Genomic DNA, 13779 nt, shown 5'->3' with positions numbered 1-13779 from the left:
ATCCCGAATTAAGTAGTGTTTATTTTGCTGTTTTTTTCTCAATAAATGCTCGGATACGTTTCGCTGCTTCTTTTAATGTTTCTAAATCTGTTGCATAACTGATCCGAACATTTTCTGGAGCACCAAAACCTGCCCCTGTGACAAGTGCAACTTCCCCTTCTGATAACAAGTCATCGACCCATTTTGTAACATCGCTATAGCCACACATCGTTAACGTTTCTTTGATATTTGGAAACAGATAAAATGCGCCGTGTGGTTTTTCTAATTTAAAGCCTGGCAATGCAGCAAATATCGGATAAATTTCATTTAAACGTGCTTCAAACGCTTGTCTCATTGACTCTACTGTATCTTGTTCACCCCTTAAGGCTTCAAGTGCTGCATATTGACTAACAGCAGTAGGATTACTAGTAGATTGCGAGGCAATATCGTTCATTGCTGAAATAATTGTTTCATCACCTACCGCGTAACCAATACGCCAGCCAGTCATGGCGTAGCTTTTAGAGACGCCGTTAATGATCATTGTTTGTTTTTGGATCGCTGGTGACAAAGATGCCATCGGGGTAAAGACTGCTCCATTATAGACGAGTCTGCCATAAATATCATCTGATACAATCAACACATCATTTGCTACAGCCCACTCACCAATGTTACGCAATTCGGCTTCAGAATAAATCATTCCAGTTGGATTAGAAGGAGAATTTAAAATCAATAACTTGGTTTTTGCCGTTTTAGCTGCTTCCAATTGTGCTACAGTGACTTTAAATTCATTTTCCTGTGCACAAGGAATAAAAACAGGGACTCCTTCCGCAAGTTTAACCTGCTCTCCATAGCTTACCCAATAAGGAACAGGAATGATTACTTCGTCTTTGGGATTCAGGACCGCTTGAAAAAGCAGATATAAAGCAAATTTTGCGCCATCTGTTATGATTACGTTGTTTGCTTGATAATTCAATTGATAGTAAGTCTCAATGTGCTGTACAACCGCTTCTCTTAATTCTTTGATTCCGGCTGACGGTGTATAATAATTGGCTTTGCCACTTTCGATGGCTTGGATTGCTGCCTGTTGTATATTTTTAGGCGTAGTGAAATCAGGTTCTCCAACCGTTAAACTTAAAATATCTTTGCCACAAGCTTTTAGCGCATTCGCTTTCGCCGCTGCCGCTAATGTAACAGAAGGTTCTAATTTTTGTGCGCGTTTTGATATATCCATACTTCCACTCCATTCATTTTTTAGCCTTGTTTCATCAAGGATTTAAAATAGTTATTCGAGGCTGAATTCTGGTCAAATAATTCTCATAAGCTTGTCTCGTCAGACATTTTTAATAATCATGACTTCTTCAGCATTTGCAAACGATAGGAGGTAATAACTTAATAGTCCATCATCGTTTTTTGTAACGATCTCCCAAGTTGGCTGAGCATTGTATAACCCTAAACTAATTTTTTGAATATTTTTTTCTTTGTACTTTGTTTCAACAACTTGGCGGATCTGACTTTCGTTCTGGCCGTCTTTTTGATTTAAAACGGTGACTTTTTCTCCTGATTTAGGAATGATCACCACTAGTTCTTCCCCTTTATCATCTTTACCAGTTACACTGAAATACGTTTCTTTTCTGGTAAACCAATAAAAGTTATCAACTGTGTTTAAACGTGCATACTCTTTTGCGATTTCAGTTGCTTCTCTTTTCGCTTGTGTTCTTGGATGTGTTGAGCGAACATAAAAAATAGCAATCATTACGATAATCGCTAATAAAATTGCGATTATACTTAAAAGAATCTTGGTTTTTCTTGTTTCATTTCGTTCTTCTTGTTCTTGCAATCGTCTCGCCCTTTCCAAACTTACTGGCTACTATTATAGCAGAAAATCAGTTCATTTTAATAGTATAGTTGCTAAATTTATTATTTTAAAAATTCATTTAGCTCTGAAATGATGTCGCTTAGAGCAGCTTCCTTTACCGGTAGATCTTTAGGTAAGGCTTTTAACATACGTTTTCCATATTTAGCCGTTATCAATCGTCTATCCAACACGACTAAAGCACCTTTATCACCGTCAGATCGAATCAAACGGCCCAGAGCCTGGCGTAAACGTAAAGAAGCTTTCGGCAAAGCTTCATGGGCAAAAGGATTAATGCCTTTTTCTTCAAGATAATCATAACGAGCTTTCACAAAAGGCCTCTTAGGATTTTCAAATGGCAAACGAGTTACGATCAAAAGTGACAATGCTTCACCTGGTAGATCGACACCCTCCCAAAAACTGTCAGCACCTAATAAAATACTATTTTTTGAATGGGCAAAACGTTTCAGAATTTTTTCTCGGCTACCGCTGATTCCTTGAGCTAAAAGTTCTCTACCAGCATTTAGAAATTGTGGATGTAAACGATAATACACACTAGATAAAATTTCATGTGACGTAAACAAAACCAACACAGAGCGGTCTTGGTGCTGTGATAATGCTTCGATCACTTCAGCAATATATCCTGAAAACTCTGCCGCATCAGCCTGACTGATTGCAATTGCTTCTGTAGGAATAAATAAACGGGCATTTTCTTCATAATTATAAGGATCAGGCAATGTTTTAAATAAGACATCCGACAACCCTAATTTATGCGGCAAATATTTTTTATCATGCCCAAATTTCAAGGTTCCACCAGTATATAAGATTCGTTCATAACGACTATACCAAGTCGTCTCTGGCAAAATACTAGCATCTAAATCATTGATTGAAAGTAACCCATAGCCTTGCGGGGTAGTGCTATACTCCTTGATCCAGCGTGGCTGCCATTCGTTGACATAGATATCAAAACAGTCATAAAGAAACACGATCCGCTCAAAGAATTGTAGTAAACTAACAAATATAATGCGTTGAGAGGTAGTAATTTTTTCCAATTGATTTACGATCAACTGCTGCAATCGCGCTTGAATTTCTTGCATCTCGGTCAAAAGGATGTCAATTTTTTGAATTGAAGTCTCACCATTTAACGACAAATGATCGAATACAGGCTTAGTCAACAGATTGGATTCTATATGCTGCTGTTTAGCTTTTGGAAATAACTGATTTATTTCGTAAAACAAATCACTAAATTCTTCTACTAAATCATTCAAGGCTTTCGTATAAATACGCAATAATCGTTGTTCTTGCGTTTTCTTTTCAAAAATTTGGTTAACTTGATCAAACAACTGTTCTTCCTCTAAATATAAGCTTGTTTGTTTTTTGAACGAAGTATAATTAAATTGACGATTTGCAATCTTCCCAGCAATATCGGGCAAATGATGTGCTTCATCAATAATCAAATAAGCACTTTTAGGTAAAAGTGGGACTTCCCTTAGTGTTTCTTGTGCCAAAAAGGCATGATTGACAATCAATACATTGCTTTGTCTGACCTTCTTATAAAGAAAATGAACAAAGTCTTCCTGATACAAGGGATCTTGATTAGATAAAAAATCAATCCCACGATGGGCAACGTCCCGCCAAAAAACATGATTAAAATTCGTTAATTGCAACTCATCAAGGTCACCTGTTTCTGTATCCACCAACCAAACTAAGACACCCATTTGATATAGAGCATATTGCTTTTGCTGCAAAGGGTTTTTCAAAGTATCCTTAAACCGCTGTAAATCTAGATAATGACGATGACTTTTAATGATCGTAGCATTGAGTGATTTAGGACAAATTTGATTTGCTAAAGGAATATCTTTTTCTATCAATTGATTTTGCAGGACGATCGAAACCGTACTGATAATAACTGGATTATCTGGTGTAGCCAGATAACTTAATGGAAATAAAAAGCCCAGCGTTTTTCCCGTTCCCGTCGCTGCTTCAATAAATAAATTTTTGTTTTCAGCAGTTGTAAAATGCTCATAGACTAAGTTCATCATACGACTTTGTTCTGAACGATAAACGATCTTATCTTTAAAAAGTTTTTCCTTGGCTTTTTTCTTATGAGGAAAAACGGCATGTTCATATAACTTTTCTTCATAAAGCGGAACTTCTTTTCTTCTTAACGCAATGCCAGAAACAACATGTTGCTCTTTTGCCAAAGGTTGAATATCTTGTTTCATTTCTTCATATATATGATGGATATAAGAGCTAGTATCCATACCTGTTTGTTGACTTAAGCGGTCGATTACTTCCATTGTAATTAATGGTAAGCGGCGCATTTTTGCTTCGATCAATAGTAATAGTTCAGCCGTCACTTGTGCATCACTATCCGCTTGATGAGGATTATCATGTACTAAACCTAAACTCTCAGACAAATCCCCTAAACGAAAACTCTTTTCTGTCGGTAAAAAAATCTGAGCCAACTCCACCGTATCAATACCTGGAATCTGCAATTTTGGTGTACCACAACGGGTCAATTCTTGCGCTAAAAATGAATAATCAAAAAAGATATTATGTGCCACAAATACCGTATCAGCTAATAAGTTATAGATCGTTAGTGCCACATCCTCAAAATAAGGCGCCTTTTGTACACGGCTATTACTAATACCTGTCAACTGCTGAATCTGTTTGGAAATGGCCTGATTGGGGTTGATGTCAGTAGCAAAACGGGAAATGATTTTTCCTTCTTGGATCAACACACAGCCAAACTGGATAATCCGATCTACCTTTGGATCGGTTCCCGTCGTCTCTAGATCCACTACTGCGTATGTTTGTTTCTTTCTCATTGACTTCCCCGCCTTTCCTCTATCCTTGAAAATTATACTACAAAACAGAAGTTTTTTTTAGTCTTAGTTTAAAAGGTTTGAAAGTAAAAGGATTTTAGCTGCTTTTTTGGAAGTGATTCGGCGATGCGCACTGAAAAACACGTGCTTCCTTCATTTTCTAAGTGCTGAAGCATTAAGTGTTGAAGGCTCCTGAAATAAGCCAGCACTCACAAAAATTCGAAGAACAATTTTCGTGAATACTGACTTATTCTCGGGCCTAAACGCTTACCTCTACTTTATTTTTCTATAATCAGCTTTTTTTAAATTGATTCTGTCTAATTTATTGTCTGTAATAATAACTATCTGAAGAATAGTTTCCACCTTGCTGTGTGATTATTAACCTAGGTTTCGTACTATCTGAACTATCACCATCCGGATTTTTGAACCCTATTTTATACAGACCAAGTGCTGCACCACCAGGACCACCTGCGCTTAAACTTGCAAATGGAACCTTACTTGTTTTATCAGATTCCGGTACCCCATGAACTACAAACGCCATATTGGTTGTACCGTCAGTATTTATGATTAAAACATCATTCTTACCGTTTTTCCAGGTTCCGATCAACGAAGTGAAATCGCCATTGTTTATCGCTTCAATATTTAAATCATTATCAGAGATATCCTTTTGGTTTTCTAACAGAGCTAAAGCAATATCGTCATAATCAGTTTTTAAATAAACCTTAGCAGGTGATGTAGTTGGAGCAGAGGGATATTTTTTCATGCCATAATGTTCTATAAAACCATCCCCTAAAGGCAAATAATATATATATCTATCCTCAGAACCTAGTTCTTGAATGTGGATGCTTTTATACACATCTGATACCGATGTATTAAATGTTATTTGATTGCTTCTAACCCTCTCTATCGTGTATCCTATTTTGTTCCCAACGCCTAGATTAGCAATTACTCGAGCGTACTCTATTTGTGAATCTTCATAATTTAATTCTAATTGTGCGGTAGCTTCACTTTTTATTCCTGCTTCTTGCTTTGAATTACTATCGAATGTTGAACTTGATGTAGAAATCTTTGCTGTATCTTTTAGACTAGTATCAGTGCTCGCCCCATTAATTGCTCTCTCATTTTTATTATTTCCACAACCGCTAAAAATGGAAATTGCAATTAATACTATAGAAAGGTTTAGAAAATTTCTACGTTTTCTAAAAAAAGGTAGCATCTTTTTAAAATGTAGTTTTTTCATTTCAATCCTTTTTGGCTCCTTTATTTTTTGCTTTTTTCTTGCTGTCAAAAATTCCAGCAGCTCCTATGGCTACACCTAAGGCTATTCCTAAAGCTAAATTATCGAAAATCAAACCAAATGCTACACCTAAACAAATACCAATTGCTATAGAATCACCATTATTTTTAATCATCTTTTCCCCCTCTTAAAGAAATAAACTTAGTTATCACCTTATAATCGTTCACTCATAGGATGATCTTCATCAAACTGGACTAAATCCCATAAATTACCATAAAGATCTTTAAACACGGCCACGATTCCATAGTCAGCCTCTTTAGGTTCTCTAACAAACTCGATTTGGTTTGCAACCATGTGAGTATAATCTCTATAAAAATCATCCGTAGCTAAAAATAGAAATACTCGGCCACCTGCTTGATTGCCAATAAACTCATGCTGAATCGGTTTCGATGCTCTTGCTAATAAAATAGTTGTACCTTTTGAATTTGGTGGTGCTATTACCACCCATCTTTTTCCTTGCTCTGGTTGATACGTGTCCTCTATCAAAGTAAAATGAAGTTTTTGAGTATAAAAAGCAATTGCCTCGTCATAATCATCAACGACTAAAGCAATGTGAACAATCGATTGTTTCATAAAAAGAGCTCCTTTTTGGTTTTAGCGTTTCTGAATTCGTCAGTTTGAACTCAATCTTTTTTATACGAATCAGTAAGTCCTTTCTCCTCCCTATGAAGTTAGAAGCACTATCCTATTTTCATTCACCTTAAATAACCACCATTATTCAAATCAAAAGTAGCTCCAGTATAATGATTACTCTCATCTGATAGTAAGAAATTCGCAGTATTTGCCACATCATTTGCTGATACTGCTTCTTTAATCAGATGATGAGCGTAATATTCTTCTTTTCGCCATGTAGGAATTTTTTCCATCATTTTTGTCTCGATCATCGTTGGCGCAACAGTATTGACCAAAACAGTTTCAAAAAAACGTAGTGCTAAACTCTTTGTTAACCCGATAATCGCTGCTTTGGATAAACCGTATAGCGCATCTGAACTGCCTTCTTGTCCCGAAATAGAAGATATATTGATGATCTTTCCCTTTTTAATTATTCAATTGCAGATTTTCTATAAAAAATTTTGAGCAGATCGTTGGTCCCTTAATATTAACATTTAAAACAGTATCCATCATTGCTTCATTATAATCCAGAAGACTTTTCCCTTTGTAAATACCTGCATTATTCACTAGTCCAATTATAGTAGGATCATCTTTTAACTGATTAAAAAATTGTTGTGTATCATTATAATGACTAATATCAAGGATGCTAGTTTGACAATTTGGCAACTGTTCAAGTTCCTTGAGAGAGGCGGCATTTATGTCTACGGCAATTACACCCAAGCCTTCATTGACACTCCTCTCACAGATGGCCTTGCCAAGTCCGCCTCCAGCACCGGTCACAATTATCTTTTTCAAGTTCAAATCCCTCCATTTTTCATACGTCTATATTTACTTTATCTCTTACTCGCTGCCTTTACAAGCTCGTTTAGGATAATGAATCAAAAAGTAGCGTAGTCAAATAGAAGAATCATTTTTCAACTTTTATTGACAAGTATTTTTTATTTTGTTTTTTTTCCCGAATTTTGTACTGCTTTAAACAATGTTTGAAATTGCCCTTTAAATGTCATTGTCTGCTCAAAAATATCTTCGCCATCATTTAACATTTTTACCGTCACCCATCCCAAAGTTTCAGTAATTGTGCTTGCAACTGTTGCATTGATTGCAGCTCCCGCAACAGTCCCCACTGCTGGAATAAATTTGAGTATATTACCAACAGCACTTTTTCCTAGGCCCACAACGATGATTTCTTTACCGATACTTTTCCCCGTACTTTCTGACCATGATTGGCCAAATAACTTATGCAAACGAGCCATCATGGTTAATTGCACAGGGACAAGTAACACTGCATCTGAAAAAGGGATCGGTGAACAACCGATGATTGCAGCGGTCAAGGATGCTGCATGAACAGTTTTATGACATTTTTTACGAGTCTCTGCATCCACGCCCTGCAAAAACTCATCAAAAATACCATCAAATTGATTTTTGCTTTTAGCTAAAATTTGTTCAGCACGTTCTTTCGATTTTCCATAACTATTCAAAATGATCGTAGCTGTCTTTTGAGGAAATTTTTTGATTACTTCAGCAAAAAAAGATTCAAATTCTTTTTCTTCTTTGTCCTCTACAACTAACGTTTCTTTTTGCTTGGGATTCGGTTTTACTTTCTTAAAAAATGATTTTTTTCCTTCTGCAAGCTTCTTTTCGCCATTTTTCTTCATAGTATTTACCTCCATTATGATCGATCACTATCCGTTTTTTTATAATCTAATCATACCGTAGAAAACTTTTTTCACCAATCAAGATCACTTTTCACTTGTTCATAGTTTATTTTACAAGAATACAAAAAAGAACGAAACAAAAGCAGCTCTTTCAAAAATAAGCTTTTGTCTCGCTCTCAAAATTTATTCATTTTATCCTGATAACTATTTTTCAACTGGCATCAGGCTTAGATTTTGCATATACTGATCCATTAAAATATAGCCTTCTAAACGGCGTAATAAATCAACTGAACAGCGAACTTTTTTACCAAATAACGAACGACTATAGGCAATCTCGCGCATCTCCTTTAGGAAATCATCTAAAGAAGAAACTAAACCACCACAACTCAAGCGACCACAAATCAAGACATCTTCTTTACGTTGTCGCAATACTTGTCCCCAAGAATAATTCAAATATTCAGCTTGGCTGATTTGAGCAAGTAAGTCAGATCGTAAAACACTCTTCTTTTGAGTAGCGTTTTTCTTTGTTCCTAAGCGCATCCGTTTATTCATAAAACATAGATAGATTTCATCTTCTAAATTTTCCATTTCACTCTTAGAAAAATTAGGGATTTTAGCTGGAGATTCAATACGTTTACTTGCTTTCAATTGTTTAGAAAAACGCGGCCAATTACTTGGTGTTGCTTTTTTGGTTTTTCTTTTTTTGAATACAAGCAATCGAAGATCCAACGGTTCTAACTCAGTGGTTTCTTGCTGTGTTGCATCTGTTGTCTCAGTTTCAGCACTTTCGTTGGATTGCGCCATTTGTTTACGTTTCAACTTGATTGATGTGCGTTCTTTTTTCAATGGTTCATTATTTTCGGGTTCTTGCATTTGTGAAGCTGTAGGTTTTTCTTCTGCTAGGGAATCTTCTTGAATTGGTTTTTTCGCCAATTCGTTCTCCAGCTTTTTTTCTGGTTGCGCTCCTGCTGCTTCCTTGGGTTCTACTGGGAGTTCTGTAGTATCCGCTACAATTTCTGCTTCAACAACCGCTTCTTCAACAAGCTTAATATCCATATCAACAGCAACTGTTTCATCAGAATCAGTGATTTTTGTTTCTTCAACCTTGTCTTCTTCAATCACTAAAGGTTGCGCTCGTTTAAGATGAATCGTTTGAATACTTCTTGAAATAATGGGGTCATTTTTAGCTGCAGATAGCTCCATTTTTCCGTGATTGATCGTCTCAGTTAAATCCGTAATCATTTTACGTAAACGGAAAATCTCATTTGACGTTTCAAGCATCTGCTTCATCATTCCCTGTATTTCTCCAGAATTTAATGTAGGCTCACCTTTATAAGCTAGAGATCGGTCTTGTTTTTCAAGCGTAATTTCCTTGAACCACTGCTTTAAGTTCATCCGAAGCTCTCTTCTCGTAGGCTCAAAACTTCCCATTAATAATGTATAGTACATAATTTCAGTTTCAACATACATATAAATCTTCTTGACTACCAGTTCTTCAAACTCTTCGGTTTCGTCCCAGCTATCGCAGATTGCTTCAAAAAAAGCTTCACCTTCAGCTAAATTTTGGTAATCTTTTGCTAAATTTAGTTTTCGCACTAAATAAAATGAATACGGCGTATCAACATTATCGGCGTAAATCTCACGACCTAAATAATCGGGATCAACTTCTTTGCAAAGATATGTTGATCTTTCTTCTTTTTCTGATTGACGTTGTCGCTTACTAATCGTTCTCACTTCCTCAATTTTTTTCCTTTATAAATCGTATCATTTTTTTAGAAAAAAAAACAGTCTTCCTCTCTATTATACCGATAAAAAGAAAAAAATGTTCTCATTTTTTTACGAATATACGTAATTAAAAGAAAATCATGATAAAGATTTCATTTTAAATATGATTACAGGTTCAGAAAAAAATATTTTTTTCAATACTAACAATCGTTTATGTCTAATAAAAAATAAGAGGGAAAAACACTCTTATTGAGTCTCTTTCCCTCTTTATTTTAATTAACTTGCGCTTTCTTTTTGTCACGACGAGCTAAAGCAGGTAAAATCATCCCTAATAAAATCAACACGACGGGTGTAATAATATTAGAAGCTAATTGGAAGAACCAAGCTTTCGGGTCTACCGTAAAATCGACCTTTGGTACCATTCCTAAAATACAAGCGAATGCTGTGAATAAGAAACACCATAAGCCAAATCCAAAAGCGATTTTAGGATTTTTAATAAATTTGTATTCAGATTGATAATTTTTATACGCTTTATTTAGCATCATATAAGCAAAGAACACCCATAGGTAACGCATCGGCATCACAACAGAATTTAAGTTGGTCAACCATTTGACTAATTCTTTGATATTCTCGATCCCAAACATTGGTAAGACAATAATAATACTAACTAAGATACCTGTTAACAAATAGCCATTGACCAAGGTACCTTTTTTACTTCTTTTACGTAATGCTGCTGGAACGTAGTCAGGATCTGCATCGGCCAAAAGAATTTGTAATGGAGCATCGATTGAGAAGGCTAAAGCAGATATTTGCCCAATTCCATTAGTGATTGCATAGATGATCATTAATAAATTCCCTACACCATAATACTCACCTAATAGTTGGAAAGCAGTGTAGGCTCCATTGGCCATCAAGTCTTCTGGAATATTGTTACTTGCAAATAACATCCCCATCGCAAATGAACCTAAGACAGCTGAAACACCAACCATTGCCGCTAAGAAAATCATCCCTTTTGGAAATTCTTTTGCTGGATTTCTCATTGAGTTCACATAAGGTGAAATTTTTTCAGCCCCACCAACAGCAAATACCAACATGGAAACTGTCGTAAAGTAACTAAAATCAAATTTAGGAATATACGTACTGATTTTATCCATATGAGGTGTCGCAAATTCAACACTAGAATTCATCATTGGTGCACCAATTGCTAGTAGGATAAATAGCATAGACATGACAAAAATTGCCGTTCCTGCCATTCCCCCAATAACTTTTAAGGTCATTAACCCCTTAGTAGACAATAGTAAGAAAATCAAGAAAATCGCCAACGAAATCAACGAAATCCCTACAACAGAAAAATTATTTACAATATCACCATTGCCTTGTACTGCCCAACCAAAAGCGATCAAGACTAGCTGAGGCTTTTGGGCTAAATACGGAATATGTACGACCCAGTATGTCCAAGCAGCATAATAAGCTAAACGCTTCGTACTCGTATTTTGGACCCAAGAACTAACTCCGCCACTACTTTCCTTAAAAGTTGACCCAAGTTGTCCGACGATCAACGCATAGGGAATAAAATATAAGACCAAAATCAATACCCATGACGTTACAACGGAAATCCCTTGTTGTGCATAGTTATTCACTACATTACCTAAGCCCCAAACCATGTTGAAGGCAATTAGGCCAACGGTAAACCATCGCATTTGCTTTTGTTCCATCAAAACACTCCTATTCATAATCAACTATAAAATATCTTTTTAATCATAATCATTTTTAAGAGTTTAGACAAGCTTTCACATGCATAAATATTGATTTTATCAGCAATTTATTAGATTAAAATTCCGAATATCCAGCTTCTCTAATAAAAGATTTCTTCTTTTTTAAAACAAAAGACCGAAACCTTTCTAATACAAAGTTTCGGACATTATCGTCACTTCTAATTTATTTGTTTTTTCTCATCCATATTAAAATATGACTATTAATACTAAAGAAGAACAGAAATTCATACACCTATGGATCAATCAACTCGGAACAATTGAACCGTTGCAGACAAACATTTACAATGGTTTCAATAATCATGCTAACACCTCTGTACGAAACGATTAGCTAAGTGAAACATCTCGCTTCTTGAACAATAGCTGCATGACTAAATAAATAATCAAACTATACACTAAAATTCCGCCAGCCATTTGCCAGAAATTCAAGTACGCTGGATAACTATTCTCAGCACCAGTGTTCTCCATGATCGTATTCTTGATATTGAGCATATTAAACGGATTCCATTTCAACCATTGATGTTTTGGGATCACAACATTTAAAAATGAATTAATAATACTACTACCAAACAAAACACCTAATCCAACACCCACAGCTAAACTTTGTGAACGAATTGCAGCTGAGATAAATAATGTGATCGTACTATATAATAGAAGGAGCAATAGATTTGCTCCTGCATGAGCACCCGCGACCGTCAACGCATTCCAACCGTGATAACCATTGACCACATCAAATGGTGATTGGCTATTTAGCAATAAATTTGCCGAAACAAGACTACTAATATACAAAATAACCGTTCCGATTACACTATAAATCAAGCAAACAACAAATTTTGAAAAAAGAATCTGACTTCTTGAAAATGGACGAATCAACAAAAATTTGATTGTTCCTCGACTAAACTCTTCCGCTACGATCGAGGCCGCTACAATAACAACAAATAAATTAAGAAATGAAGTCATTTCAGTCAAACTTGCAAACAAATCATTGGCTTTCATCATGATTTCTCCATTATGTGATTTGGTTGTTGATCTAACTAACAACGTAATCCCAAACGTCATTGCGACTAATATAAGCCACATGATCCAAGAGGATTTCTTCTTAATTAGTTTTAGCCATTCATTTTTTATCAGCACGCTCATCTTATAATCCTCCATCTTCTGTCCAGCGCAAGAAATTTTCTTCTAGAGAATCGACATGCACTTTCAACTCTTTGATTCCAATCCCATTTTCTACTAATTGTTTGACTAAGACTGTTCGAGTATCTTCACTCAGTTCAATCTTTAGGTAATTACCGTCTACGCTTACAACGTAGTCAGCTTCTTTTAAGAAATCCAACGCTTGTTTTTGTTGATCTGTTTCTACTAATAGAACTAACTTATTTTCATCTGCTGGATTATTCATTGGCCCGACATAGGTAATTTCCCCTTTTTGAACGATGACTAAGTCATCACACAATAACTCCATATCACTCAATTGATGGCTAGAAATCAGCACCCCAACACCTTGAGCTTTCAGCGCTTGAATCATTTCTCGAAATTCGCGCATTCCTTTTGGGTCTAACCCATTCATTGGTTCGTCCAACAGTAAGAGATCCGGCTGATGTAAAATTGCTTGTGCCACACCTAATCTTTGACGCATTCCCAATGAATAGGTTTTAACCTTTTGATCGATGTTATTTTCTAAATGAACACTAGAAATCACTTGATTCAATGCTTCATCGGTTATTGTTTTTTGGGCCATGCGAACATACTGCATGAGGTTTTCCCTACCCGTCATATAATTATAAAATTCCGGATTTTCAACAATAGCCCCGACATGTGCCATTGCTTCTTTGAAATTGGTAGAAAGGGATTGACCATTGATTTGGATTGAGCCTTGATCATGACTCATCAACCCTACTAACATGCGAATGATCGTAGTTTTCCCAGCGCCGTTAGGTCCTAACAGACCAGTAACTTTCCCACTAGCAACCGTAAATGACGCTTCTTTAATGATCTTTTTTTTACCAATATGTTTGGAAATCGTTTCAACATTTAATACTTGTTTATTCTCCATACG

Annotated in this window: 13 protein-coding genes; all 13 read right to left on the bottom strand. The window is 35.9% G+C overall.

All coding sequences use genetic code 11. From position 1 onward, the window contains the following. Positions 1-19: 19 nt before the first annotated feature. On the bottom strand, positions 20-1210 hold the full coding sequence (locus tag A5819_RS15845; protein WP_086281662.1) for a pyridoxal phosphate-dependent aminotransferase: 1191 nt from the start codon (positions 1208-1210) through the stop codon (positions 20-22). Between the two features lie 99 nt (positions 1211-1309). Next, positions 1310-1816 (bottom strand): DUF5590 domain-containing protein, encoded by a 507-nt coding sequence (locus tag A5819_RS15840; RefSeq protein ID WP_086281663.1) that lies wholly within the window; start codon positions 1814-1816, stop codon positions 1310-1312. An 80-nt stretch (positions 1817-1896) separates the two neighbouring features. Then, on the bottom strand, positions 1897-4662 hold the full coding sequence (locus A5819_RS15835) for a helicase C-terminal domain-containing protein (protein WP_086281664.1): 2766 nt from the start codon (positions 4660-4662) through the stop codon (positions 1897-1899). A 319-nt stretch (positions 4663-4981) separates the two neighbouring features. Further along, a complete protein-coding gene (locus A5819_RS15830) occupies positions 4982-5947 on the bottom strand; it encodes a DUF6287 domain-containing protein (protein WP_139843558.1) in 966 nt (321 codons plus the stop codon). After that, positions 5901-6071, bottom strand: a complete 171-nt coding sequence (locus A5819_RS19340) for a hypothetical protein (RefSeq protein WP_176271478.1) — start codon at positions 6069-6071, stop codon at positions 5901-5903. Before A5819_RS19340 ends, A5819_RS15830 begins: the two co-directional genes overlap by 47 nt. A gap of 38 nt (positions 6072-6109) precedes the next feature. Further along, complete coding sequence (locus A5819_RS15825; RefSeq protein WP_086281666.1) at positions 6110-6529, bottom strand: VOC family protein; 420 nt, start codon at positions 6527-6529, stop codon at positions 6110-6112. Positions 6530-6651: 122 nt separating this feature from the next. Continuing rightward, positions 6652-6966 carry an SDR family oxidoreductase gene (locus tag A5819_RS19525; RefSeq protein WP_254907330.1) on the bottom strand — a complete coding sequence of 105 codons (315 nt, stop codon included), beginning with the start codon at positions 6964-6966 and terminating at the stop codon, positions 6652-6654. A 28-nt stretch (positions 6967-6994) separates the two neighbouring features. After that, on the bottom strand, positions 6995-7363 hold the full coding sequence (locus tag A5819_RS19520) for an SDR family NAD(P)-dependent oxidoreductase (RefSeq protein ID WP_217808603.1): 369 nt from the start codon (positions 7361-7363) through the stop codon (positions 6995-6997). A 143-nt stretch (positions 7364-7506) separates the two neighbouring features. After that, a complete protein-coding gene (locus A5819_RS15815) occupies positions 7507-8223 on the bottom strand; it encodes a YcjF family protein (RefSeq protein WP_086281667.1) in 717 nt (238 codons plus the stop codon). Positions 8224-8427: 204 nt separating this feature from the next. After that, positions 8428-9957 (bottom strand): hypothetical protein, encoded by a 1530-nt coding sequence (locus A5819_RS15810; RefSeq protein ID WP_086281668.1) that lies wholly within the window; start codon positions 9955-9957, stop codon positions 8428-8430. A gap of 263 nt (positions 9958-10220) precedes the next feature. Beyond that, positions 10221-11663, bottom strand: a complete 1443-nt coding sequence (locus A5819_RS15805; RefSeq protein ID WP_086281669.1) for an amino acid permease — start codon at positions 11661-11663, stop codon at positions 10221-10223. Between the two features lie 384 nt (positions 11664-12047). Further along, complete coding sequence (locus A5819_RS15800; RefSeq protein ID WP_086281670.1) at positions 12048-12860, bottom strand: ABC transporter permease; 813 nt, start codon at positions 12858-12860, stop codon at positions 12048-12050. Between the two features lies 1 nt (position 12861). Next, positions 12862-13776, bottom strand: a complete 915-nt coding sequence (locus A5819_RS15795; protein WP_086281671.1) for an ABC transporter ATP-binding protein — start codon at positions 13774-13776, stop codon at positions 12862-12864. Positions 13777-13779 lie beyond the last annotated feature (3 nt).

It is taken from the genome of Enterococcus sp. 7E2_DIV0204 (assembly GCF_002140855.1).
Classification (GTDB): Bacteria; Bacillota; Bacilli; order Lactobacillales; family Enterococcaceae; genus Enterococcus_L; species Enterococcus_L lemimoniae.
This window is presented reverse-complemented; position numbering and strand designations above follow the sequence as displayed.

Bases quoted from the DNA above. Each gene is read 5' to 3' on its own strand.
- A5819_RS15845 (WP_086281662.1), bottom strand. From the start codon at position 1,210: ATGGATATATCAAAACGCGCACAAAAATTAGAACCTTCTGTTACATTA.
- A5819_RS15835 (WP_086281664.1), bottom strand. From the start codon at position 4,662: ATGAGAAAGAAACAAACATACGCAGTAGTGGATCTAGAGACGACGGGA.
- A5819_RS19340 (WP_176271478.1), bottom strand. From the start codon at position 6,071: ATGATTAAAAATAATGGTGATTCTATAGCAATTGGTATTTGTTTAGGT.
- A5819_RS15825 (WP_086281666.1), bottom strand. From the start codon at position 6,529: ATGAAACAATCGATTGTTCACATTGCTTTAGTCGTTGATGATTATGAC.
- A5819_RS15815 (WP_086281667.1), bottom strand. From the start codon at position 8,223: ATGAAGAAAAATGGCGAAAAGAAGCTTGCAGAAGGAAAAAAATCATTT.
- A5819_RS15805 (WP_086281669.1), bottom strand. From the start codon at position 11,663: ATGGAACAAAAGCAAATGCGATGGTTTACCGTTGGCCTAATTGCCTTC.
- A5819_RS15800 (WP_086281670.1), bottom strand. From the start codon at position 12,860: ATGAGCGTGCTGATAAAAAATGAATGGCTAAAACTAATTAAGAAGAAA.
- A5819_RS15795 (WP_086281671.1), bottom strand. From the start codon at position 13,776: ATGGAGAATAAACAAGTATTAAATGTTGAAACGATTTCCAAACATATT.